This is a genomic window from Paramagnetospirillum magnetotacticum MS-1 (genome assembly GCF_000829825.1).
Lineage (GTDB): Bacteria > Pseudomonadota > Alphaproteobacteria > Rhodospirillales > Magnetospirillaceae > Phaeospirillum > Phaeospirillum magnetotacticum.
Genome location: NZ_JXSL01000020.1, coordinates 275,496 through 298,776, shown reverse-complemented (window position 1 = coordinate 298,776; position 23,281 = coordinate 275,496). Strand labels below are relative to the sequence as shown.

The 23,281-nt window shown below is 64.2% G+C and carries 19 protein-coding genes; 11 read left to right on the top strand and 8 right to left on the bottom strand.

The annotated features are described in order from the left end of the window. The first annotated feature begins 25 nt into the window (after window positions 1-25). From CCC_RS03845 to CCC_RS03830, 4 genes are all read left to right on the top strand, one after another. Complete coding sequence (locus tag CCC_RS03845) at window positions 26-1,174, top strand: EAL domain-containing protein (protein ID WP_009868971.1); 1,149 nt, start codon at window positions 26-28, stop codon at window positions 1,172-1,174. Between the two features lie 29 nt (window positions 1,175-1,203). Beyond that, window positions 1,204-1,647, top strand: a complete 444-nt coding sequence (locus tag CCC_RS03840) for a Csp1 family four helix bundle copper storage protein (RefSeq protein ID WP_009868972.1) — start codon at window positions 1,204-1,206, stop codon at window positions 1,645-1,647. 95 nt (window positions 1,648-1,742) lie between these two features. Continuing rightward, a complete protein-coding gene (locus tag CCC_RS03835) occupies window positions 1,743-4,355 on the top strand; it encodes a bacteriohemerythrin (RefSeq protein WP_009868973.1) in 2,613 nt (870 codons plus the stop codon). 120 nt (window positions 4,356-4,475) lie between these two features. After that, entirely contained in the window at window positions 4,476-6,401 is a 1,926-nt protein-coding gene (locus CCC_RS03830) for a PAS-domain containing protein (protein WP_009868974.1), read from the top strand. Here the strand turns inward: CCC_RS03830 and CCC_RS03825 are convergent. Continuing rightward, window positions 6,364-8,304, bottom strand: a complete 1,941-nt coding sequence (locus CCC_RS03825; protein ID WP_041039837.1) for a YgiQ family radical SAM protein — start codon at window positions 8,302-8,304, stop codon at window positions 6,364-6,366. The genes CCC_RS03830 and CCC_RS03825 overlap by 38 nt on opposite strands. Before the next feature lie 158 nt (window positions 8,305-8,462). Continuing rightward, entirely contained in the window at window positions 8,463-9,497 is a 1,035-nt protein-coding gene (locus CCC_RS03820) for a cache domain-containing protein (RefSeq protein ID WP_041039835.1), read from the bottom strand. 151 nt (window positions 9,498-9,648) lie between these two features. Between CCC_RS03820 and CCC_RS03815 the strand changes: the two genes are divergently transcribed. From CCC_RS03815 to CCC_RS03785, 7 genes are all read left to right on the top strand, one after another. Continuing rightward, window positions 9,649-12,210, top strand: a complete 2,562-nt coding sequence (locus CCC_RS03815; RefSeq protein ID WP_236686295.1) for an MMPL family transporter — start codon at window positions 9,649-9,651, stop codon at window positions 12,208-12,210. After that, window positions 12,207-13,073 carry a hopanoid biosynthesis-associated protein HpnK gene (gene hpnK / locus CCC_RS03810; protein ID WP_009868978.1) on the top strand — a complete coding sequence of 289 codons (867 nt, stop codon included), beginning with the start codon at window positions 12,207-12,209 and terminating at the stop codon, window positions 13,071-13,073. Before CCC_RS03815 ends, hpnK begins: the two co-directional genes overlap by 4 nt. After that, the gene (locus CCC_RS03805) at window positions 13,070-14,083 is read left to right on the top strand and encodes an HpnL family protein (RefSeq protein WP_009868979.1); all 1,014 of its coding nucleotides are present in this window, start codon (window positions 13,070-13,072) and stop codon (window positions 14,081-14,083) included. The genes hpnK and CCC_RS03805 overlap by 4 nt, the downstream gene beginning before the upstream one ends. Next, window positions 14,076-15,068, top strand: a complete 993-nt coding sequence (locus CCC_RS03800) for an RluA family pseudouridine synthase (RefSeq protein WP_041039831.1) — start codon at window positions 14,076-14,078, stop codon at window positions 15,066-15,068. Before CCC_RS03805 ends, CCC_RS03800 begins: the two co-directional genes overlap by 8 nt. 245 nt (window positions 15,069-15,313) lie before the next feature. After that, window positions 15,314-16,003 (top strand): HAD family hydrolase, encoded by a 690-nt coding sequence (locus CCC_RS03795; RefSeq protein WP_009868981.1) that lies wholly within the window; start codon window positions 15,314-15,316, stop codon window positions 16,001-16,003. Then, a complete protein-coding gene (locus CCC_RS03790; RefSeq protein ID WP_041039829.1) occupies window positions 16,000-18,012 on the top strand; it encodes an AsmA family protein in 2,013 nt (670 codons plus the stop codon). Before CCC_RS03795 ends, CCC_RS03790 begins: the two co-directional genes overlap by 4 nt. A 32-nt stretch (window positions 18,013-18,044) precedes the next feature. After that, window positions 18,045-18,758, top strand: a complete 714-nt coding sequence (locus tag CCC_RS03785) for an ATP12 family chaperone protein (protein WP_009867559.1) — start codon at window positions 18,045-18,047, stop codon at window positions 18,756-18,758. On the opposite strand, the gene CCC_RS03780 is transcribed toward CCC_RS03785, so the two are convergent. The 6 genes from CCC_RS03780 to CCC_RS03755 all read right to left on the bottom strand — a co-directional run bounded on the left by CCC_RS03780 (window position 18,745) and on the right by CCC_RS03755 (window position 23,263). Beyond that, window positions 18,745-19,851 carry a tetratricopeptide repeat protein gene (locus CCC_RS03780; protein ID WP_041039828.1) on the bottom strand — a complete coding sequence of 369 codons (1,107 nt, stop codon included), beginning with the start codon at window positions 19,849-19,851 and terminating at the stop codon, window positions 18,745-18,747. The two genes, CCC_RS03785 and CCC_RS03780, sit on opposite strands and share 14 nt — an antisense overlap. A 108-nt stretch (window positions 19,852-19,959) precedes the next feature. After that, window positions 19,960-20,382, bottom strand: coding sequence for a 50S ribosomal protein L17 (gene rplQ, locus CCC_RS03775; RefSeq protein ID WP_041039827.1), 423 nt, complete (start codon window positions 20,380-20,382; stop codon window positions 19,960-19,962). A 162-nt stretch (window positions 20,383-20,544) separates the two neighbouring features. Continuing rightward, entirely contained in the window at window positions 20,545-21,561 is a 1,017-nt protein-coding gene (locus CCC_RS03770; RefSeq protein ID WP_041039826.1) for a DNA-directed RNA polymerase subunit alpha, read from the bottom strand. A 101-nt stretch (window positions 21,562-21,662) separates the two neighbouring features. Further along, complete coding sequence (gene rpsK / locus CCC_RS03765; RefSeq protein ID WP_002725469.1) at window positions 21,663-22,058, bottom strand: 30S ribosomal protein S11; 396 nt, start codon at window positions 22,056-22,058, stop codon at window positions 21,663-21,665. Between the two features lie 12 nt (window positions 22,059-22,070). Next, complete coding sequence (gene rpsM, locus CCC_RS03760; protein ID WP_009866851.1) at window positions 22,071-22,448, bottom strand: 30S ribosomal protein S13; 378 nt, start codon at window positions 22,446-22,448, stop codon at window positions 22,071-22,073. Window positions 22,449-22,609: 161 nt separating this feature from the next. Continuing rightward, window positions 22,610-23,263, bottom strand: a complete 654-nt coding sequence (locus tag CCC_RS03755; RefSeq protein ID WP_009866850.1) for an adenylate kinase — start codon at window positions 23,261-23,263, stop codon at window positions 22,610-22,612. Window positions 23,264-23,281 lie beyond the last annotated feature (18 nt).

The following is a 23,281-nucleotide window of genomic DNA, read 5'->3' as shown; positions in this document are numbered from 1 at the left end:
GAGGCTTTTGGGGGCGGAAAAAAGGATGCTGACCAGGGATGTGGCGGCGGGCGAAGTGATCTTTCACCAAGGTGACGCCGCCGATATGGCCTATCTGATCGAGGCGGGCACCGTCCAGATCCGCCACGATAGCGACAAAGATCCCCGTCCCATTGCCCGGCTGGGTCCGGGCGAAGTGTTCGGCGAGCTGGGCGTCATCGACGGCGAACCCCGCTCGGCCACGGCGGTGGCTGAAACCCCCGCTCGTCTGGTCACGGTGCGGGGTGAAAAGATCCGGCAATCCATCGCGCGCTCAGCCCCTTTCTTCGCCGAGTTGATGCGCAAGCTGGTGGGACGGTTGCGGCATTCCCAGTCCCCGGATGATTCCGAGGTCATGGCCGCCCTGCAAAGCTCGGATTTCGGCCCCGGCTTCGAAGAGATCCTGCGCGAACGCGATATCGCCGAAGGCATCATCCGGGGCGAAATCGAACCCTTTCTCCAGCCTGTCGTCGATCTGGGGACCGGAGAGGTCAGGGGCTACGAGACTCTGGCGCGATGGCGGTCAGAGAAATTCGGGCTGATGACGCCCTGCGCCTTCCTGCCCCTGGCCCGGCGCACCGGCCTGATCCGCCGCATAGACCTGACCATGGCTGACCGAGCGCTGAACATCTGTGCCGGGTTGGGAGCCGGCGAGGATGCTCCCTTCGTGGCCATCAACGTCTCGGCCTGGCATCTGCGCGACCGCACCCTGGTGGACACCTTGAAGCGCATGCTGGCCCAGCACCGCCTGCCGCCGCGCCGCGTCTGCGTCGAGATCACCGAGACCATGCTGATCGACGAAACCTCCGACGCCCACTCCCTTTTGGCCGAACTGCGCGAAAGCGGCATCCGGGTGGCGTTGGACGATTTTGGCACCGGCTTCTCGCCCCTGGCCTTTCTCTATCGCCTGCCCATTGACATCTTGAAGATCGACGGCAGCATGGTGGAAGGCATCGAATCCTCGCCCCGCCAGCGGAGCGTGCTGGAAGGTCTGCGGGAATTGTGCGCCCGTCTGGGCATCGAGGTCATCGTCGAGGGCATCGAGACCGCGGAAACAACGGGTGTTTTGCGTGATCTAGGCTTTACCCTCGGCCAGGGCACCCTCTTCGCCGCCCCCGGCGCCGTGAACGACACTCTGGGGCGGCCCGCATCATGACCGCCCCCGAAGCACCAGGAGGAATTGAAATGATCAATCGCAGGAATCTTCTCGCCGCCGCCAGTGCGGCTGTCACCCTCGCCGCAACGGCCTCGACCGCCGCCGCCGCCGATCACGATCACGACCATCACCACGGTCCGGCCACGGCCAATGCCAAGATCGCCGCCACCGCGCTCGACTGCGTGCGCACAGGCGACGCCTGTCTGGCCCATTGCCTGGACAGCTTCATCGCCAACGACACCACCCTGGCGGTCTGCGCCAAGAAAGTGAATGAACTGATTTCCGCCTGCGCCACCCTGGCCAAACTGGCGGCCAATGGCTCTCCCCATCTGGCCGCCTATGCCAAGACCGCCACGGCCATCTGTAAGGACTGCGAGAAGGAATGCCGCAAGCATGCCGACAAGCACGCCACCTGCAAGGCCTGTGCGGATTCCTGCGCCGCCTGCGCCGAGGAATGCTCCAAGCTGGGGTGACCCGCAGGGGGGCAGCCATGGCGGTTGGCCCGAACAGACCATTGATGTATGCTTAGGCGAAAAGTCATAGGCGGGGCCCTTATCGGCGGGGGAACATGGCTGGCTTGATCAAGGTGGATGTGGCGGCCGGGCTGGCCTGGGTCGAGGTGCCCGAACAAGATCTTCGCGTCTTGTGCGGATGCCCCGCCGATTCGGTCAAGCACATGATGTTGCGCGGGCTGATCCGCCCGACCAAAGTGGGCGGCGTGGCGTGCGAGACCGGCCCCACCGCCATCTTGCTTTCCGACGTGATGATTCAGAACGGCGCCTTTTGCAATCTGGGCGAGTTTCCCGTCCTTCAGATGTTCTATCGCCAGGGCATGCTGCTGCCGGGCCATCCCAACAACACCGGCCGACGTCCCCTGCTGATCGGCCGGAACGAACAGCTTCAGGCCCAATTCCAGTACATCTATCGCGGCAATTACGGCCTGATCTCGGTCGAAGAGTTGATGGAAGCCGGGCTGGACGAGGCCCATGCCCACGAGATGATGCGGCTCAAACTGCGTTTTGCCTTCGGCCGCATCCAGCACCCGCGCGAACTGCTCGACACCAAGGCGCTGGACGACGCGCCCATCGAGATCGCCGACGGTGTCAGCCTTCGCCGCATCGCGCTCAACGTCTTCGAATTCGGCTATCAGGACGAACGGGTCCAGGTCGATATCAACCTACCGCCCTTTGAAGTCCACGAATGCCCCTATACCCTGGGATTTCACCAGATCCCGCGCGAGTATTTCGCCGTCATCCATTCGGGGGACGGCGACGGCTGGGATATCCGGCGGCCCAGCATGGGCGCCATCCTGGTCTTCCAGGGGCGCATCTTCCTCATCGATGCCGGCCCCAACCTGATCTACTCCCTCACCTCGCTGGGAATCGGCATCAATGAGGTGGAAGGCATCTTCCACACCCATTCCCATGACGACCATTTTGCCGGACTGACCACGCTGATCCGTGCCGACCGGCGCATCAAATATTTCGCCACCCCCATGGTGCGCGCCGCGGTGACCAAGAAGCTGGCCGCCCTGCTGTCCATCGAGGAAGAGGATTTCTCGGACTATTTCGAAGTCCATGATCTGGTCCTGGGCCAGTGGAACGATGTGGGCGGGCTGGAAGTGCGTCCCATCTTCTCGCCCCATCCGGTGGAAACCACGCCCTTCTACTTCCGTGTCCTGGCCGAGGGCGGCTATCGCACCTACGCCCATCTTGCCGATATCGCCGGGCTGGACATCCTCCAGGGCATGATCTCCGAGGATCCGGCCAAACCGGGCCTGTCCCTGGCCCGGATGGAGCAGGTCGTCGCCGACTATTTCGAACCCGCCGACGTCAAGAAGGTGGATATCGGCGGCGGGCTGATCCACGGCGAGGCCAAGGACTTCGCCGAGGACACCTCGCGCAAGATCATCTTGTCCCACACCGCGCTGAAATTGACCGACGCGCAAAAGCGCATCGGCTCGGGCGCGTCCTTCGGCACGGTCGATGTTCTGGTCCGCAGCTACCGCGATTTCGCGCGGCGATCCGCCTGGGAGCATCTGGCCAGCTATCTCCCCGGAATCGGAGACGCCCATCTGCAGGTGCTGCTCAATTGCCCCCTGGAAACCTTCAATCCTGAAACCATCCTGATCCGCGAAGGCGCCGTCGGAAACGACATCTATCTGGTCCTGACCGGACAGGTGGAAATGCTGGCCTCCGACAGCCAGGTCCGTTCCCTGCTGTCGGCCGGGGCCCTGCTGGGCGAGTTGGCCGGGCTTCACGGCCTGCCCTCCATGGAGACCTACCGCGCCACGTCTTATGTGCAGGCCCTGCGGCTGTCGGCGGATTTTTACCTGGAATTCGTCAAACGCAACGACCTGTTCGCCGACATTTCCCGCCTGATGGAGATCCGCGAATTCCTCAGCCGCACCTGGCTGTTCGGCGAAGTGGTGTCCACGGGCACGCTGAACCGCATCGCCAACCAGATGCGCCCCATGACCGCCGATACGGGAAAGGTTCTGTCGCCGGGCGAACAAAATGTGGCGCTGATCCGGCGAGGCGACGCCCTGCGGCTGGTGGGGGATCAGGAACTGGAGACTCTGACACCCGGCGACTTCTTCGGGGAAGAAACGGCAATGTTCGAGACGCCAAGCCTGTCGCGCGTGGTCTCGTCTGGCCCGATGGAACTCTACGTGGTTCCCGCCCAGACCCTGAAGAACATTCCCTGCGTGCGTTGGAAGCTGTTCGAAACCTTCCACCGCCGCAGCCGTGCCTGTACCGAAGCCCAGGTGGTATCTGGTGGCGATCTGATCTGGCGGGAGGAATACTCGGTCAATATCCAGCGCATCGACAATCACCACCGACGCCTGTTCGAGATGTCCAACCGCCTGATCGCGGCCGTACGCCTGGGCAAGGGCACCGCCGAAATGTCCGAGGCACTTGATTTCCTCAAGGGCTACGCCACCTACCATTTCTCAGAGGAAGAGACGCTGCTGGAGCGTTACGGCTATCCCGAGGAGGCTGGACACGCGGCCAAGCACCGGCGCCTGCTGGCCCAGCTCCACGAATTGACGGAAAGGCTGGCGACGACCACCGTTACCGCTGGCGACGTGGCGACCTTCCTGCAAGACTGGATCGTCAATCACATTCTGATCGAGGACCGGCGCTACGCCCCCTTCATCAATGCCAAAGGCGTCTATTGACGGAATAAGTAGCTCCCCGCCCTAAATCGCTTATCATTGCCGAAAAATGATAATCCGCCGGGAGGCAAGGTTATGATGGGTGACAGCCAAAACGGCGCACCTTCCGGTCATGACATTCAAATGACCATGATGCAGGGCGTGCTCGATCACCTTGATCAGGGCATTTCCGTCTTTTCCGCCGACCTGCGGCTGGTTTTGTGGAACCGGCGTTTCGCCGACCTGCATGAATTTCCCGATGGCTTCCTGACCCACGACCTCGCCTTCGAAGACATCATCCGTTTCAATGCCCAAAGAGGCGAATACGGCGGCCATTACGATGTGGAGGACATGGTCCGCCACCGGGTGGATTCGGCGCGGGAATTTCGGCCCCACCGCTTCGAGCGGACCAGGCCCAACGGCACCATTCTGGAAATCATCGGCAATCCTCTGCCGGGCGGAGGCTTCGTCACCACTTACAGTGATGTCACGGTCAACCGCCAGATCGCTGAGAATCTGCGCGGTTCCAACGACCGGCTCGACCAGATGGTGGAGCGCCGCACCCGCGCCCTGCAAGACAGCGAGGAGCGGCACCGCGCCTATGGCGAATTCCTGGAAGCCACCGTCCAGCATATGCCCCAGGGGGTCTGCTTGTTCGACAACGCCCTCAATCTGGTGGTCGCCAACAAGATCTTCTTCGATCTGACCCAGATTCCCGACAGCTTCAACGTCAAGGGGATCAACTTCTACGAGTTCATGCTCTACAACGCCCAGCGCGGCGAATATGGTCCCGGCGACCCGGAGGAACTGGCCCGTCAGAGGCAGGAGATCGCCGCCAGGATGGAGCCCCACGCCTTCGACCGCACCCGGCCCGACGGCACGGTCATCGAGGTGCGCGGCAACCCCATTCCGGGACGCGGCTTCATCAGCACCTTCACCGATATCACCGAACGCGCCAAGGCCGAGGAGGCGCTGCGCGAGGCGGCCACCATGGCCCGCGCCATGCTGGAGGCCCCCGGCCTCCTGGTCCTGCTGATCCGCATGGACGGAACCATCGTCGACCTCAATGAGGAAGCGGCCGTCGGTCTGGGCTCCCACAAGGATGCCATGATCGGCACCAATATCTTCAACGCCATGCCGACCAAAGTGGCCGAACGGCGTTTCGCCCTTGCCCAACAGGCAATTCTCGAAGCTCGCGCCATCTATTTCGAGGATGAACGCGACGGCCGTTGGTTCGAGACCACCATGACCCCCTACCCCATGGACCAGGACGGCATCCCGCGTGTCATGGTCATCGCCCACGACGTGACCCACCGCCATCACGCCGAGCAGCGCCTGCGCGAGGCCACCGCCATGGCCCAGGCCGCCAACCGGACCAAGACCGATTTCCTGGCCGCCATGAGCCATGAATTGCGCACGCCCTTGAACGCCATCCTAGGGTTCTCGGAAATCATCTCGCGCGAGATGTTCGGCCCCGTGGGCGAGCGCTACCGGACCTATGGTCAGGACATCAACGCCGCCGGTCAGCACCTCTTGGCCATGATCAACGATATCTTGGACATCTCGCGCATCGAGATCGGCGCCTTCACCTTGTGCATCGAGCCGGTCGATCCCCACGAACTGGCCTATTCCTGCCTGAGGCTGGTCGGCAGCCGGGCCGAAGCCGGAAATGTCGATCTGAGCGAGGACATGCCCGAATCCCTGCCCCATCTGATGATCGATTCGCGGCGCACCAAGCAGATCCTCATCAACCTGCTGGGCAATGCGGTGAAATTCACGCCGCCGGGGGGCAAGGTCACCCTCCGGGGAGAAACACGGGATTCGGGCGGCATCGCGTTCCATGTGATCGACACGGGCATCGGCATGAGCGAAGCGGATATGGCCGTCGCCCTGTCGCCCTTCGGTCAGGTGGATACGGGACTGGACCGCCGGTTCGAAGGGGCCGGGCTGGGCCTGCCCCTGGCCAAGTCCCTGGCCGAACTGCACGGCGGCAGCCTGGAAATCACCTCGATCCCCGGCAAAGGCACCACGGTCAGCGTCTATTTCCCCGCGTCGTGTGTCGCGGGTTAGAAGACGGCGGCATCCCCCCTCTTGGCACAAGCTGGTGGTTTCCCGGCCCGATCAAATCGGCGCGGCCCATCTTCTGGAGCGCCTCGCGCAGGATGGGCCAGTTCTCCGGGTCGTGCCAGCGCAGGAAGGCCTTATGCAGGCGGCGCTGGCGCAGGCCCTTGCCGCTGAACACCTCCTCGCCCGCGCGCCGCACTGGCCGGATGGGATCGCGGCCGCTGTGATACATGGCGGTAGCGAGCGACATGGGCGTGGGCAGGAAGGTCTGGACCTGATCCAGCCGAAATCCATTCCGTTTCAGCCATAGGGCCAGATTCAGCATGTCCTGATCACTGGTTCCGGGATGGGCGGCGATGAAATAGGGGATGAGGTAAAGCTTCTTGCCCGCCTTGGCCGCAGCCCTTTCGAACATCTCCTTGAAACGCTCGTAGGAGCCGATGCCCGGCTTCATCATCTTGGCGAGCGGCCCGTCCTCGGTATGCTCGGGGGCGATCTTGAGATAGCCGCCCACATGATGGCGGACCAGTTCCTCCACATAAGGAGGGCTGGTTACCGCCAGATCATAGCGCACGCCCGAGCCGATATTGACCCGCTTCACGCCCTTCACCCCCCGCGCCGCGCGGTAAAGGCGGATCAACGGATCATGGTCGGTGCCCAGCGTCTTGCAGATATCGGGATAGACGCAAGACAGCCGACGGCAGACCTTCTGCACCTCCGGCTCGCGGCAACCCAGCCGCCACATATTGGCGGTGGGCCCGCCCAGGTCGGAGATGGTGCCGGTAAAGCCCTTGGTCTTGTCCCGGATCTCCTCGATCTCGCGCAGGATCGAGGCTTCGGAGCGGCTTTGGATGATGCGGCCCTCATGCTCGGTGATGGAGCAAAAGGAACAGCCGCCGAAACAGCCGCGCACGATATTGATGGAAAAGCGGATCATCTCCCAGGCGGGAATCTTGGCATCCCCATAGGACGGATGGGGCGCCCGCGCATAGGGCAAGTCGTAGACCCCATCAAGTTCCGGCGTGGTCAGTGGAATGGGCGGCTCGCTCACCCACACATCCTTGTCGCCATGGCGCTGGACCAGGGGCCGGGCGTTCAAGGGGTTGCTTTCCTGGTGCAGCACCCTCGATGCCTGGGCATAGAGCACCGGATCGGCCTGCACCTGCTCGAAAGAAGGCAGGCGCACCACCACACGCTCGCCCTTGAGAGCGGGCTGGGCATGGTCGATGTCGGAGGCATCCATCACCCGCCAATCCGCAGGGACCGCATCCCTGACGAAGACCGTGCCGCGGATGTCGTGCATGGCCTTGGGGGCCTGGCCCTCGGCGGCGCGCCGGGCGATATCGACGATGGCCCGCTCGGCATTGCCGAAGACCAGCAGATCGGCCTTGGAATCCATCAATACCGAACGGCGCAGCTTTTCCGACCAGATGTCGAAATGGGCGATGCGGCGCAAGGACGCCTCGATACCGCCCAGCACCACGGGCACGTCCTTGAAGGCCTCGCGGCAACGCTGGGCATAGACGATGACGGCGCGGTCGGGACGCTTGCCCCCCTCGCCGCCCGGCGTATAGCTGTCATCGCTGCGCAGGCGGCGGTCCGAGGTGTAACGGTTGACCATGGAATCCATGTTTCCCGCCGTAACGCCGAAGAACAGCCGGGGACGGCCCAACGCCCGAAAGGGCTCGGGCCCGCTCCAATCGGGCTGGGCGATGATGCCCACCCGAAACCCCTGGGATTCCAGCAGGCGGCCAACGATGGCCATACCGAAGCTGGGATGGTCCACATAGGCGTCGCCGGTAACCAGCACCACGTCGCACTGGTCCCAGCCCAGGAACTCCATCTCGGCCCGGCTCATGGGCAGAAAAGGCGCGGCACCGGTACAGGGAAAGGAAAGAGGGGGGATCATGGCGTCTGCTTCCCGCTTCTCGACACAGCCGCTTTCTAGCATCGTCATCCCGGAAGCGCGAAGCGCTATCCGGGATCCAGGGGGCCAGACTCCAGAGGAAGCGACTCCTGGGTCCCGGCTCTCACGTTGTTCGGCCGGGATGACGCAAGTGCAAGGCGTCAAATGCCGTCGCCGTCGGCGAACCCCTTGTCATCCTCTCCTTTGCCATTCAGATGCAAGACCCATTTCGCCAGCGGACGCCGTGCCGCCAGGCTGGACGCAGCCACGAAGGCAACCACGGTGAGCATCAAAATGGCCAGTTCCCGCCACCATTCCAACAAGGCGGCGTCCTCGGGCAGGCCGACGGAGATCAGGATGGGATAGCCCTCGATGGTCCGGAACACCCCGATTTCCGGACTGTCGTCGGTGGGATCGGGAATGCGCCCGGCCAGTTCCCGCTTCTCGGCGGCCCAGCGGCGAAACAGGCGGGTGTCCAAGAAATTCCGCCCGGCCAGGGAATAATCGCGGGGATGATTGACCAAAAGCCGACCGGAATCGTCGAAGATGCGCACCCCCGCTCCGGCAATGAGATTGAGATCGGCGATGCGCGAAAAGATCTGTTCGGTGTCCAGTTGCACCAGCAGCATGCCCACAAAGCGGCCATCCAGGTCCCGCAGCCGCTGGCTTATCATCAAACGCCAGCGGGCCGGGCCGGTCTCCGCCACGGTGAGGGAGGAGTCGCCAACGAAAATTGCGCTCTCCAGCCCCTGATCCCGGTGACGCTGGAAAAAATGACCCCCGGAAATATCGCTAAAAGGGCGGAGCGTCGGCACCGAGGCGGCGACGGCGCGCCCCGAGGCGTCGAACACCACCACCGCCGCCACCTGGGGCAGACGCTGGGCGGTAAGCTGGAAAACCCGCTGCAATTGCGGCCGCGATGCCGGAGAGGCAAGAAGGCGGGTCGCCGCCGGACGCAGGTGATCGGTGATGTGAATGTCCACCGGCCCCAAAGTGGCGACAAGGGTGCGTGAAACCTCGCGCGACAGGGACTGGACCTGGACCTGGGCCTCCTCAAAGGCCTTGTCGTGCTCGATCCACAGACCTGCGAATTCCCAGGTGTTGAACAGCAGGGCCAGGAGAGCGGGCGGCGCCAACAGCAGCGGCAGCCACCGTTTGACCCAAGCTTTCAGCGTCCTGTGCACCCGTTTCACCATTGCCGCCCTCACCGAAATGCTGCAGCGCAACATGGACGGTAGCGCGTTTGCCCGGCAAAGCCAATGACTCTTGCTATGCATTGGCCGAGGAGGCACATTCCCCCCTTGCTTTCGGTTCAGCGGGAAAGCCCGGAAAACGATGATCAGGATAGTGGCGGTTCGACTTGTTGACTGGTGCTGGCGCCATGCCTGGGCCGTGGTGATCGCCTCCCTGGTCGCCACCGTCCTGCTGGGCTGGTTCGCCGCCACCCATCTGTCGCTGGACACCGATGAAAGCAAGCTGATCTCGCAGGATCTGCCGTTCCGCAAGGTGGAGCGGCAAATCGATCAGGCCTTTCCCAGCACCAGCGAGCGCATCGCGGTGATCATCGACGGCCCCACCACCGAACTGGCCGAAGACGCGGTCGAGAAACTGGCTCAGCTTCTGCCCGCTGCCCATAAAGGCCTGATCCACGACGCGTCGCGCCCCGCCGAGGAAATGTTCTTCCGCAAGAACGGCCTGTTGTTCATGTCTCTGGCCGAGTTGGAACAGATCGTCGAGCGCATGGTCCAGGCCCAGCCCCTGCTGGGTTCCGTGGCCAAGGACCCCAGTTTGCGCGGCTTGCTGACCTCGGTGGATCTGGTGCTCCAAGGCATTGCCCATGGTCAGGCCCAGCCGAAAGACATCGAGCCGCTGATCACCCAGTTGGACAAGCCCGCCGCCGCCATCGCCGCCGGACGCCGCGCCCAGCCGGTGGACTGGCAGAGCCTGATGTCGGGCGGTCCCTCCAAGGACGCGCCCAGACGCTTTTTGATGGTCCACGGCACCCTCGATTACGGCGATCTGGAGCCTGCCTCCAAGGCCATCGACGCCATTCGCGCCACGGCACGCGACATCGGACTGGTGCCCGAAAACGGCTTCAAGGTGAGCATCACCGGCAATCTGGCCCTGTCGGACGCCAATTTCGCCACCGTGGCCGAGGGCGTGGAGATTTCGGCGCCGCTATCCTTCGTGGCGGTGCTGGTTCTGCTGTTCTGGGGCGTGCGCTCGGGCCGGGTGGTGGGTGCCATCGTCATCAGTCTGATCGTCGGTCTGGTTGCGACCGCCGCCTTCGCCGCCGCCACGGTGGGCAGCCTCAATCCCATTTCCGTGGCCTTCGCGGTGATGTTCGTGGGAATCGCCGTGGATTTCGCCATCCAGTTCGTCACCGCGTTCCGCAACGAACGCTTCCTCAAGGGCGAGCCGGAGGCGGCGGTTCTGTCCTCGGCACGCATCATGGCCGCGCCGCTGTCGCTGGCCGCCATCGCCACCGCCGTGGGCTTCCTCTCCTTCCTGCCCACCGCCTATACCGGCGTGTCGCAACTGGGCCTGATCGCGGGCGGCGGCATGATCATCGCCCTGGTGGTGGACTTCACCTTGCTGCCCGCCCTGCTGGCCCTGCTCAAGCCCCTGCCCGAGAAGGAGCCGGTGGGCCTGAAGCTGCAAAGGGCCGACGGCTTCCTGCGCCAGCATGCCAAGGGCGTTGTCGGAGCGGGCCTCGCCGTCGGGCTGGTGGGCGCTGTCTTGTTGCCCATCATGCCACTGGACTTCGATCCTCTGCATCTGCAAGACCCCAAGGCCGAGGCGGTGTCGGCCTTCTTCGAACTGGCCCAAAATCCCGATAACGGCGTCTATGCGGTCGAGACGCTGGCGCCATCTGTGGATGCGGCCCGCGCGCTGACCGACAAGTTCGAGGCGGTGCCCGAGGTCCACCGGGTGATGACCGTGCTGACCTTCATTCCCGAGGGCCAGGACGACAAGCTGGCCATGATCTCCGACGTGGCCATGGTGCTGGGGCCCACGCTCAGTCCGGCCAAAGTGCTGCCCGCCCCTAGCGCCGAGGAACTGCTGGACGCCCTGTCCAAGCTGGCGGCGCAACTGGACGCCGTGGCCCCCGATCACAAGCCCTCCCAATCCCTGGCCGCGCACATCAAGGCCATCATCGCCAAGGGTCCAAAAGCCGCCGGGGAATATCAGACCGCCGCCGCCGCCGGACTGCCCAGCCTGCTGTCGGGCCTGCGCCGCTCGCTGGAGGCCGAAAAGGTCACCCTGGACACCATTCCCGCCGATCTGAAGCGGGAATGGGTCTCCGCCGACGGCCGTGCCCGCGTCCAGGTCCTGCCCAAGATCGACATGCAGAACCAAGAGGCGCGCAATCGCTTCAACGCAGCCGTCACCGCCGTCACGCCCCTCATGGCTGGCGCGCCCATCTCCATGGAGCAGTCGGGACATGTGGTGATCGGTGCCTTCGCCGTGGCCGGTGTGGGCGCCCTGGCCGCCATCGGATTGCTGCTGGGCCTGATGCTGCGCCGCTGGCTGGACTCGGCCCTAGTGCTGGCGCCGCTGGTGCTGGGCGCCCTGGCCACCGTCATCGCGGCAAGACTGGCGGGAATCGCGCTGAACTTCGCCAATGTCATCGCCCTGCCCCTGCTGCTGGGCATCGGCGTGGCCTTCAACATCTATTTCGTGGTCAATTGGCGCAATGGCGTGGTCGATCATCTGTCGTCGCCCACCACGCGGGCCGTGTTGTTCTCGGCGCTGACCACCGGTTCGGCCTTCGGCAGTCTGGCGGTCTCGCCCCATCTGGGCACCGCCTCCATGGGGCTGCTGCTGTTTCTGTCCTTAGGGCTGTCGGTGGCCGCCACTTTCATCGTCCTGCCGTCCCTGTTCCACCTGATCGGCAAAGCCAAGTGACCAAGCGACTGATCGTCACCGCCGATGATTTCGGGCGCTCGGTCGAGATCAACCGCGCGGTGGAGGATGGCCACGCCAACGGCATCCTGAGCGCCGCCAGCCTGATGGTCACCGAAGGCGCCGTGGACGACGCGGTCGAGCGCGCCCGGCGCCTTCCCGGCCTGGGCGTCGGCCTGCATGTGACCTTGGTGGACGGCATCCCGGCCCTGGCGCCCGCGCAAATTCCCGATCTGGTGAACGAGCGGGGGCTGTTCACCCTGGATCTGGTGCGGCTTGGCACCCGCATCTTCCTGTCCAAGGATGCGCAGCGCCAGGTCAAGGCCGAGATGCGCGCCCAGTTCGAACTGTTCAAGGCCACCGGCCTGAAACTGGCCCATGTGGACTTCCACCACCATTACCATCAGCATCCCACGGTCTTTGCCCTGGTGCTGGATCTGGCGGTGGAATACGGCGCGCCGGGCATCCGTATCCCGTGGGAACCGCCATTGCTGTCCTACCGGGCGCGGGGCGACCGGCTGGGGACAAGGCTGTTCAACGGCATTTTTCACTGGCGGCGCAACCACGCCATGGCGGCCAAGGCCAAAGCAAGGGGGCTGGTGGTCAACGAGCGGGCTTTCGGCCTCAATGATTCCGGCCAGATGGACGCCGCCAAGGTGAATTCCTTCCTGGATGTGCTGCCCGACGGACTGTCGGAGATCTACTGCCACCCCGCCACCGCCCATTGGACCGCGCCGCGCCCCATGCCACCCCATTACCGCATCGACGAGGAATACAAGGCGCTGATCGCGCCCGAAAACCGGGCCAAGATCGCCGATCTGGGCATTTTGCTCACCACCTTCGCGCAAGAGGCGGCCAGACGATGAGGGCCAATCTGCTGCGTCTGGCGCTCATCATCGCCATCATCGCCGTGGCCTGGGTCATGCGCGACGGCTTTGGCGATGTGGGCGGCGCTCTTCACACCGCCGGATGGACGGGCGTAGCGCTGATGGCCTTGACCCATGCGCTGCCCGTCGCCCTGTGCGGAATCGCCTGGGGCTTGCTGCAAGACAAGGTGCCCACCTGGAAATTCTCGGTGGCCCGCTGGATCAAGGACGGGGTCGGCGAATTGGCGGGAATCCTGCCGCTTTCGGCCGAGATGGCGGGCATCCGCCTGATGACCCGCTACGGCTTCAGAGTGGCCGATGCCAGCGCCATCGTCATGGTGGACCTCACCGCCGAGGCCATCGCCCAGTTCTTCTTCAGCATCCTGGGCGTCGCCTTGTGGCTGCATCTCTACCCCGAAGCCGAAGTCACCCGCTGGGCGCTGATCGCGCTGGGCGTCAGCATTCCGGGGCTGGCCATCTTCGTGGCGTTGCAGCGCTCGGTGGTGATGCGTTTTCTCGAGACTCTGCCGTCCAAGATCCTGCCCCATGCCTGGGACGCGCCCGATGCCGATGCCGGTGTGCACGCCGCCGTCAACGCGCTGTATTCCGATCATGGCCGCGTCGCCCGATCGGTGTTCTGGCACATCCTGGCCTGGGCGGCGGGCGCCATCGAGGCCTGGGTGGCGCTGCGCCTGCTGGGCCACCCCATGGGGATCGACGAGATTCTGGCCCTGGAAAGCATCATCTACGCCATCCGCTCGGTGGCCTTCGTGGTACCGGGCGCCATCGGCCTGCAAGAAGGCGGCTATATGCTGGTGGGCGCCGCCCTCGGCCTGCCCACCGAAATCGCCCTGGCGGTGTCCCTGCTCAAACGCGGCCGCGAATTGCTGATGGGCCTGCCCGCGCTGTTCGTGTGGCATTACATCGAGCACCGGACGGCCAAGGACAAGGCCGCGAAACTTTCCTCTGTACCCGCCCCTCCCCCGCCGGTAGGGTCCGCCCATGAGTGAAGTTCAGACCATGACCGTCGCCGAGGAAGAATCCGAGATTCGCCTCGACCGCTGGTTCAAGCGCCATTTCCCCACCGTCGGCCACGGGCTGCTGGAAAAGTGGCTGCGCGCTGGCAATGTCCGCGTGGACGGCAAGCGCGCCAAGTCCAACCAGCGTCTCGAAGCGGGTCAGGCCATCCGCGTCCCGCCGCTGCCCGCCGACGAGGCGCCTGTGCGCGAGGCCAAGCCCGTCGTGGTGGACGAAAAGATCGCCCGCATGCTGCGCGATGCGGTGCTTTACATGGACGACGATGTCATCGCACTGAACAAGCCGCCGGGACTGGCGGTCCAGGGCGGCACCGGCATGGCCGACAAGCATCTGGACGCCTGGCTTGACGCGCTGTGCTTCGGGGCCGGGCGGCCCAAGCTGGTCCATCGCCTGGACAAGGACACGTCGGGTGTTCTGCTGCTGGGCCGCACCGCCAATGCCGCCTCCAAGCTTGCCGCCGCTTTCAAAAGCCGCTCGGCCCGCAAATGCTATTGGGCCCTGGTGGCCGGTGTGCCCCGCTATCCCCAAGGCCGCATCGACGCGCCGCTGGCCAAACTGCCCGGCAAGGCGGGCGAGAAAATGGCCGTGGACAAGGAAGAGGGCAAGCACGCTGTCACCTATTACCGCGTGGTTGATTCCACCTTGAAGCGGGCCGCCTGGCTGGAAATGGAGCCGCGCACGGGCCGTACCCACCAATTGCGCGCCCATTGCCTGCTGCTGGGCACACCCATCATGGGCGATGGCAAATATGGCGGCCAGGATGCCCTGATCGAGGGGACCGGCGTATCGCGCAAGCTGCACCTGCACGCCCGCGCCGTGCGCCTGCCCCATCCCCGCACCGGCAAGATGCTGGAGGTGGCGGCACCGCTGCCCCCCCATATCAAGGCCAGCTTTGACTTCTTCGGCTTCACCGAAAGCCGTTCGGGCCCGCCCTTCGTGTCCTTCGACGAAGACTGATCCCAAATCCCGATGCGTTGCACTCATCGGGATATGGATAGGCCCAAAGGGCCGCGCGGCTTATGCCGCGGGAGGCAAGCGACCCGGAGGGCGCGCCCGCCGTTTGAGGGCGATCCCGATGCGTTGCACACATCGGGATATGGAATAAGAAACGTCATCGTCCGGCCCCATTCCGGCGGTTGGTTGTGACCGCCCGATGGGGTAAGATGACCCCACGAAAAATGTAAGCAGCGCCCCGGAGCCCGATGTCCCATCTGCGCCTTGCCGTCTTCGATGTGGACGGCACCCTGGTGGACAGCCAGCACAATATCGTTTCGGCCATGACCGAGGCGTGGAGCAACTTGAATCTGGGCATTCCCCGCCCCGAACAGGTGCGCCGCATCATCGGCCTGTCCCTGGTGGATGCCTGCGCCGTGCTGTTGCCCTGGGCGACGCCGACCACGCATCGCGCCGTGGCCGACGCCTATAAGGAGGCCTTCCGCGCCATGCGCCTCCTGCCCGACACGATGGAGCCGCTGTTTCCCGGCGTGAGGGAGGCTCTGGATCGTCTGGAACGTGAAGGCTGGCTTTTGGGCCTGGCCACCGGTAAGTCCCGGCGCGGCGTGGATTCCATGCTGCAGGCTCACGAGCTTGAAGGGCGCTTCGTCACCATCCAGACCGCCGACGACAATCCCAGCAAGCCCAATCCGTCCATGCTGCGCCGTGCCGCCGCCGATTGCGGGCTGGAGCTGAACGAGATCGTCATGATCGGCGACACCGCCTATGACATGGCCATGGCCGCCGCCGCCCGCAGCGCCGCCGTCGGCGTGTCCTGGGGCTATCACTCCCTGGATGAGTTGCAGCGCGCCGGTGCCCAGGTGGTGCTGGATACCTTCGACAACCTGACCGAAGTGCTGGACGCCGTCACCGGAGAGAAGGCCGGAGACGCCCAATGAGGCCGAGTACCATTGCCAAGATCGCTGCCGCCCTGCTGCTCGCTCTGGTGGTCGCGGTCATCGCCGCGGGCAAATCCCTGAACTCGGAAACCTACAACCACTTCCTGGCCGAAAGGGTGAAGGCCGCCACCGGACTCGACCTCACCTTCGCTGGCGCCACCAAGTTGAAGCTGGGACCGTCGCCGGTGCTGAGCTTCACCGGCGTCACCCTGACGGCTGGCAAGGGAGGCCCGCTCCTCTATATCGACCGGGTCGAGGCCCGCGTGGCCCTGGTGCCTCTGGCCTTGCGGCAATTGCGGCTCGAAAGCCTCACCCTGCTGCGCCCTGTCCTTCATACGCAGAAGCTGAGCGCGCTGCCCCAGATCAAACCCCTAGACCTGGGGGGGGCTTCCGATGGAACGCCGCGAACCCAACTTGCCCTTTCCGGGCTGCGGGTAGAGGACGCCGACATCCGGTTGAGCAATGGCACGATCCAAGTGTCCAAGGCGCAGTTCACCCCCGAAACCGAAGCTGGCGGGCCGTTGTCGCTGCAAGTGGATGGACGCTGGCGGGATGCTCCACTCAGCCTGTCGGGCGTCATCGCCCCCCTCACCGCTTTAGGGGGGGCCAAGCCGTATCCGGTGCAGATCAAGGGCAGCGTGGGGACGGCCAATCTGACCTTGCGCGGAACCATCACCCAGCCCCTGGCTGGCAAGGGACTGGACCTGGAACTGCACGCCCAGGGCGAGGAAATGTCGGATCTTCTCCGCCTGCGCCCCGGTAAGGCTCCGATCCCGGCCCTCGGGCCGTTCAAGCTGGCGGCCCGCCTCACCGATAGCGCCGGTCCCCTGGCGGCGTCCGACATCGACGCGGTCATCGGACGGCGCGATTCCCAGCTGATCACCGTCAAAGGCCAGATGGCCGATATTTCGGAGCAGCGGGGCGTGGACATGGCGCTCACCCTGGAGGCCGAGTCCCTGACGGGGGTCATGCGGTTGCTGGCCCTTGACCTGCCCAATGCCGGTCAGGTCAAGCTGTCCGGGCATTTAAGCGATATCGACAACGGCTGGCGCCTGACGGGACTGAAAAGCAACCTGGGCAAGAGCGATCTGGCTGGCGAACTGTCCCTGGTTCAGACGCCACATCCGCGCCTTTACGGCCGTCTTTCCGCGTCTCAACTGCAGCTTGGAGATTTCTCGCTGCCCCCGCCCCGCAGCAATGGTTCCGGCCAGCCTTCCCAGCCTCAGCATCCGGCCATTCCCATCGATGACGGCCGTATTCTCCCTATCGATGCCCTGGCGCTGGATCTGGTCAGGGACTTGGACGTGGACCTGTCGCTAAGCGCCGCCCGCCTGCAGATGGGCCCGGCCCATGTGAGCGATGCCACCGCGGAACTCCGGGTCGCGGCGGGCCGTCTCTCCTTGGAAAATTTCACCGCCCGATCGGGTGAAGGCCGCCTCGGCGGCGAATTGCGGCTCGATACCATGGCCAAGGCCCCCGCCCTGTCCTTGCGACTGGCGGGCAACGGCCTCGACCCCGCTCCCCTGACCGGGGGGAGCCTCAAAGGCGCCAAGGCCGACCTCGCCTTCGACCTCAAGGCCCAGGGCTCCAATCTCAGGATCATGGCCGGAAGCGCCGAAGGCAATCTGGCCCTTACCTTGGGCGAAACGGTGATGGGGAAGGACTGGGGGGGAGATTTTCCCGCCCGGCTGTCCCGTGACCTGGCCGGAGCCCAAGGTCCCGAGGGGCTGCGCCTGCGGTGCCTGGTGGCCCGCCTGCCGGTCAAGGCCGGTCTGGTCAGCCTGGACAGGGGACTGGCGGCCGAAACGGCAAGCTCCGCCGCCCTGGCCTCGGGCTCCATCGATCTTCGCAGCGAGGTCCTGGACATCAGCGTTGCCGGGCGCACCACGCCGCCTCTGCGGATCAAGGGCGTATTGGGCGCCCCGATCCTCTCGACCGAGGGCGGCGGCAAGCCCCTGTCCGATGCGGCGCCGTGCCGCACCGCCCAGGCCCGCCGCCTCGCCCGCTGAACTCAGTTCCACCCCAGAAGGCTTTTTTCCCCGTGTCGTTCAAATCCATCAAGCGCTTCTATAAGGATTCATCCGCCGAGCCCCGTGACGGCGGATACGCCATCTTTTTGGACGGCAAGGCCATCAAGACCCCCGGCGGGCGCCCCCTTTCCGTGCCCTCGGCCCGACTGGCCGACGCCATTGCCGGAGAATGGCGCGAGCAGGGCGAACAGATCCTGCCCTCCACCATGCCCTTGACCCAATTGGCCAGCACGGCCCTGGACCGCGTCGGTCCCGAACGCCCGCATATCACCGCCCAGTTGATGAACTATGCCGGGACCGATCTGCTGTGCTATCGCGCCGATTGTCCCGCCGATCTGGTGGCACGCCAAAGTGCGGCCTGGCAACCCTTGCTGGATTGGGCGGCCCAAAGCCTGGATGCGCCACTGGCCACCACAACCAGCCTGACCGCCGTGGCGCAATCCCCGTCCTCTCTGACCGCCCTCCAGCGGCATATCGAAACCCTCGACCTTTGGCGGCTGACTTCGCTGCAATCGGCCACCGCCGCCATGGGCTCGCTCATCCTGGGCCTTGGCCTGATCGAAGGCCGCCTCGATGCCGAAGCCGCCTTTCAGGCCTCGCAACTGGACGAGACCTATCAGATCGAGCTTTGGGGCGAGGACTGGGAAGCCGCCGACCGCCGCGCCGAACTGAAAGCCGATATCGAAGCGGCAGCCCGTTTCCTGAGCCTGCTCAAGCCTTCCTGAAAGCGCACCAGAATCCCGGTGGGCCCCGGTGACGGTCGATCTCCATGGCCACTTCCTTGAAGCCGGATTCCACTGCCAGACGGCGGAGATAGGCGCGGCTGTGGGCGTATTCCCCCGGTCCCGTGATCGCCACTTCGCGCGGATCGGACAGGGGATCGACGGAAAACAAGAAGACCCCACCCGCCCCCAACAGGCGGGCGGCCTGGGTGAAAAATGGCCTGAGATCGGCAAAGTAATACAGAACACACGATGACAAGATGGTCTCGAAGGGACCTTCCACCATATCCAAGACCCCAGGCAGATCGCCTTCGATCAAAGGAGCGTAAACCCCGCGCCGCCGCGCCTGGGCCGCCATGGCCGTCGAGCGTTCGATCCCGGTGACCGAAAGAGCCGAGCCCGACAATCTTGAGGCCAGAAGGCCGGTCCCCGTCCCCAGTTCCAAAACCCGCTGCATGGACCGAGCGGGAAAGTGATCCCGGTACAGCTGAAGCAGACGAATGCTGAACCAGTTGTGCAATTCGTTCTGGTCATAGCCTTCGGCTATTGCGTCGAGGCGCTGTAGGGGCGTCGGAATGACGTCCCCGCCATCCCAGTCGCGAAGCAGTTGGGAGAAGCAATCGACGGCCTCCTCCCGCTGTCCGAGGAACAAGAGCGCCGTCGACAGGTTATGGCGAATGTAGAAATCCTCGGGCATGACCTCACGGGCGCGGCGCAAGGTCGCCACCGCCTCCCGGTAAAGGCCAACATAGATCTGGGCCAATCCGAGAAACGGCAGGAAACGCACATCACCGTCGATGAGAGGGGCGAAGTCGCGGCACAAGGCAACGGCATCGCCATAGGCCTTCATATGGGCCAGGCCCCAGAAGATATCGAAGACGGTATCCACATTGGGATGCAGGCTCACCGCGCCCTTCAGGAAGTCCACCCCTTGCGCATAGCGCCCCATCTTCAGGCAGGTCCTGCCCATAAGCCCAAGGACTACGGGATTGCCCGGCGCGGCCTGATTGATCTGGGCGAACAGCGCCAAACCACCCTCGAAATCATCCTTGGCGATCAGAGCCATGGCCGACCGGACGGCTTCATCAAGACTCATCAGGCCATCTCCCGTCGAGACATTTGCCTTTGGCGCGTCACAAACAAAAGAGGCCGCCCCTTGCGGAACGGCCCCTCTTGATCTCAAAGACGTCCGAGGACCGGAGGATCACTCCTCGTCGGCATCGGCCTTCTTGTCGGCGGTCGGGCCGGAATCGGTGCCCTTGGCGGTGGGATCGCGATCGACCAGCTCGATGATGGCCATGGGGGCGCAATCGCCGTAACGGAAACCGGCCTTCAGCACGCGGGTGTAGCCGCCATTGCGGGTCTTGTAGCGCTCGCCGATCACGGCGAACAGCTTGGCGACCACCTTGTCGTCGCGCAGGAAGGCATAGGCCTGACGGCGGGCGTGCAGGTCGCCGCGCTTGCCCAGCGTGATCAGCTTCTCGACCACGGGACGCAGGTCCTTGGCCTTGGGCAGGGTGGTCTTGATCTGCTCGTGCTTCAACAGGGCGTTGGACAAGCTGACGAACAGGGCCTTACGGGCCGACTTGTCGCGGTTCAGCTTACGGCCGGACATACCATGACGCATAACAACTCTCCTCGTCGCTTGGGCCTCGCCGGGCGAAGCCGATTGTACTGCCGCATCGCCACCATCAGCGGAGAACGAGCGGGTGGACCGGTGTGGTCCTAAAAAAGCTTACGGCGCGACATTGGGGCCGGAAGGGCGGGCCAATGTCGCGCCGGAAACAAGTCAGTAAGGCTCTTCCAGCTTCTTGGCCAGCTCTTCGATATTCTCCGGCGGCCAATTGGCGATTTCCATGCCCAGATGAAGACCCATCTGCGCCAGCACTTCCTTGATCTCGTTCAGCGACTTGCGGCCGAAATTGGGAGTGCGCAGCATCTCGGCCTCGGTCTTTTGGACCAGATCGCCGATATAGATGATGTTGTCGTTCTTCAGGCAGTTGGCCGAACGGACCGAAAGCTCCAGCTCGTCGACCTTGCGCAGCAGGTTCTTGTTGAAGGGCAGTTCGTCCTTCTTCTCTTCCTCGACGACCGCGGTGGGCTCCTCGAAGTTGATGAACAGCTGCAGCTGGTCTTGAAGGATACGCGCGGCCAGGGCCACGGCGTCGTCAGGGGTGACCGCGCCGTTGGTCTCGACGGTCATGTTCAGCTTGTCATAGTCGGTGACCTGGCCCACGCGGGTGTTTTCCACCTTGTAGGCCACCTTGCGCACCGGCGAGAAGATGGCGTCGATCGGAATGAGACCGATCGGCGAATCCTCGGGGCGGTTCTGCGAGGCGGGGACATAGCCCTTGCCGGTCTCGACCGTGAACTCGATGTTCAGCTTGGCGCCCTCGTCCAGGGTGCACAGCACCAGTTCGGGGTCCATGATCTCGATGTCGTGACCGACCTCGATCAAGCCGGCGGTGACTTCGCCGGGGCCGACGGCCCGCAGATGCATCCGCTTGGGCCCCTCGCCATGCATGCGCAGGCCGAGGGTCTTGATGTTGAGGATGATGTCGGTGACGTCTTCGCGCACACCGGGGATCGACGAGAATTCGTGCAGAACCCCATCGATCTGGATAGCGGTGACGGCCGCGCCCTGCAAGGAGGACAGCAGCACACGGCGCAAGCTGTTGCCGAGAGTCATACCAAAGCCGCGTTCCAGCGGTTCGGCGACGACGGTGGCGCTACGCTGCGCATCGGCCCCGGGCTCCACATGGAGCTTGTTGGGCTTAATCAGTTCCTGCCAGTTCTTCTGAATCACGAGCGTGACCTCATCCTGAACAAAGGAAAACGAAAACGGGCGCGCCGCCGAACCTCCTCAATGCGAGGAGGCCGGCGGCATCCCATTCCAAGGAAACCCGATCAGACGCGACGGCGCTTGCGCGGCCGGCACCCGTTGTGCGGGATCGGCGTGACGTCGCGGATCGAGGTGATCTGGAAGCCAACGGCCTGCAGAGCGCGCAGAGCGGACTCGCGGCCAGCGCCAGGACCCTTCACCTCGACCTCGAGGGTGCGCATGCCGTGCTCGGAGGCCTTGCGGCCCGCGTCCTCGGCGGCCACCTGGGCCGCGTACGGAGTCGACTTGCGCGAGCCCTTGAAGCCCTGCATACCAGCCGAAGACCAGGAAATAGTGTTACCCTGGGCATCGGTGATGGTGATCATGGTGTTGTTGAACGTGGCGTTAACATGCGCCACGCCCGAGGTGATGTTCTTGCGCTCGCGGCGACGAGGACGCGCGGCAGCAGCAGGCTTAGCCATCGGAGGTGTTCCTTACTTCGTAACTTTCTTCTTGCCGGCAATCGGCTTGGCCGGACCCTTGCGGGTACGGGCATTCGTGTGGGTCCGCTGACCGTGAACCGGCAGGCCACGGCGATGGCGAAGGCCGCGATAGCAGCCCAGATCCATCAGACGCTTGATGTTCATGGCCACCGAGCGACGCAGGTCACCCTCGACCTGGAAGTCGCGGTCGATGAGCTCACGAATCTTGAGCACTTCGTCGTCAGTCAGCTGATTGACGCGGCGTTCGGCGGGGATACCCAGCGAGGTGGTGATCTCCGTCGCCTTGGCGCGACCGATGCCATGAATGTAGGTCAGCGCGATCAGAACGCGCTTATTCGTCGGAATATTGACGCCAGCGATACGAGCCAAAGCTGGTTACTCCTTCACCAAAAAAAGACCGCGCCACAAAGGGACCCGGAGCCGTTAACCAAAAACGCGCCCCTGGCCTCGCCCATGACGGGGGAAACCGAAGGTGCGGGATTATAGGGCGATTCGATCAAGAGTCAACCGTCTCGCCCCATAGAATCACATTACTTCGCCGCGTCCAAAATCCCTTCCAGGGCCTTGGTCACGTCGGCAATGTCCATGGTGCCGTCGACCAGCTTCAGCGCGCCCTTCTTGTCGTAATAGGGCAGCAGCGGAGCGGTCTGGGCGTGATAGGCGTCGAGCCGCTTGGTCACGGTCTCGACATTGTCGTCGGGACGGCGCGCGAACTCGGTGCCGCCACAGGAATCGCACTTGCCTGCGACCTTGGGCAGCTGAAACTTGTCGTGATAGCCAGCGCCGCACTTGGCGCAGGTATAGCGGCCGGTAATGCGCTCGACGATATAGGCGTCGGGAACCTGGATCTCGATGGCGAATTCCAGCTTCTTTCCCTTACGGGCCATCATGGCGTCCAGCGCCTCGGCCTGGGCAACGGTCCGGGGAAAACCATCGAAGATGGCGCCCTTGGCCACATCGGGCTGGTCCAGGCGCTCATCGATGATGGCGATGACGATCTCGTCGGACACCAGCTGACCGGCATCCATCACGGCCTTGGCCTTCTTGCCAACGTCCGAACCGGCGGCCACGGCGGCGCGCAGCATGTCGCCGGTGGAGAGCTGTACCAGGCCATACTTCTCTTGAAGACGCTTGGCCTGGGTTCCCTTGCCGCCACCGGGCGGGCCCAACAGAACGAGATTCATCGGATGTCCCCTTTTTCT

Coding starts and splice junctions, on each gene's coding strand:
- CCC_RS03805 (WP_009868979.1), top strand. CDS start 13,070: ATGAGGGCCAATCTGCTGCGTCTGGCGCTCATCATCGCCATCATCGCC.
- CCC_RS03755 (WP_009866850.1), bottom strand. CDS start 23,263: ATGAATCTCGTTCTGTTGGGCCCGCCCGGTGGCGGCAAGGGAACCCAG.
- CCC_RS03800 (WP_041039831.1), top strand. CDS start 14,076: ATGAGTGAAGTTCAGACCATGACCGTCGCCGAGGAAGAATCCGAGATT.
- CCC_RS03820 (WP_041039835.1), bottom strand. CDS start 9,497: ATGGTGAAACGGGTGCACAGGACGCTGAAAGCTTGGGTCAAACGGTGG.
- CCC_RS03835 (WP_009868973.1), top strand. CDS start 1,743: ATGGCTGGCTTGATCAAGGTGGATGTGGCGGCCGGGCTGGCCTGGGTC.
- rpsK (WP_002725469.1), bottom strand. CDS start 22,058: ATGGCTAAGCCTGCTGCTGCCGCGCGTCCTCGTCGCCGCGAGCGCAAG.
- CCC_RS03780 (WP_041039828.1), bottom strand. CDS start 19,851: ATGAGTCTTGATGAAGCCGTCCGGTCGGCCATGGCTCTGATCGCCAAG.
- CCC_RS03795 (WP_009868981.1), top strand. CDS start 15,314: ATGTCCCATCTGCGCCTTGCCGTCTTCGATGTGGACGGCACCCTGGTG.
- CCC_RS03845 (WP_009868971.1), top strand. CDS start 26: ATGCTGACCAGGGATGTGGCGGCGGGCGAAGTGATCTTTCACCAAGGT.
- rplQ (WP_041039827.1), bottom strand. CDS start 20,382: ATGCGTCATGGTATGTCCGGCCGTAAGCTGAACCGCGACAAGTCGGCC.
- CCC_RS03790 (WP_041039829.1), top strand. CDS start 16,000: ATGAGGCCGAGTACCATTGCCAAGATCGCTGCCGCCCTGCTGCTCGCT.
- CCC_RS03825 (WP_041039837.1), bottom strand. CDS start 8,304: ATGATCCCCCCTCTTTCCTTTCCCTGTACCGGTGCCGCGCCTTTTCTG.
- CCC_RS03840 (WP_009868972.1), top strand. CDS start 1,204: ATGATCAATCGCAGGAATCTTCTCGCCGCCGCCAGTGCGGCTGTCACC.
- CCC_RS03830 (WP_009868974.1), top strand. CDS start 4,476: ATGACCATGATGCAGGGCGTGCTCGATCACCTTGATCAGGGCATTTCC.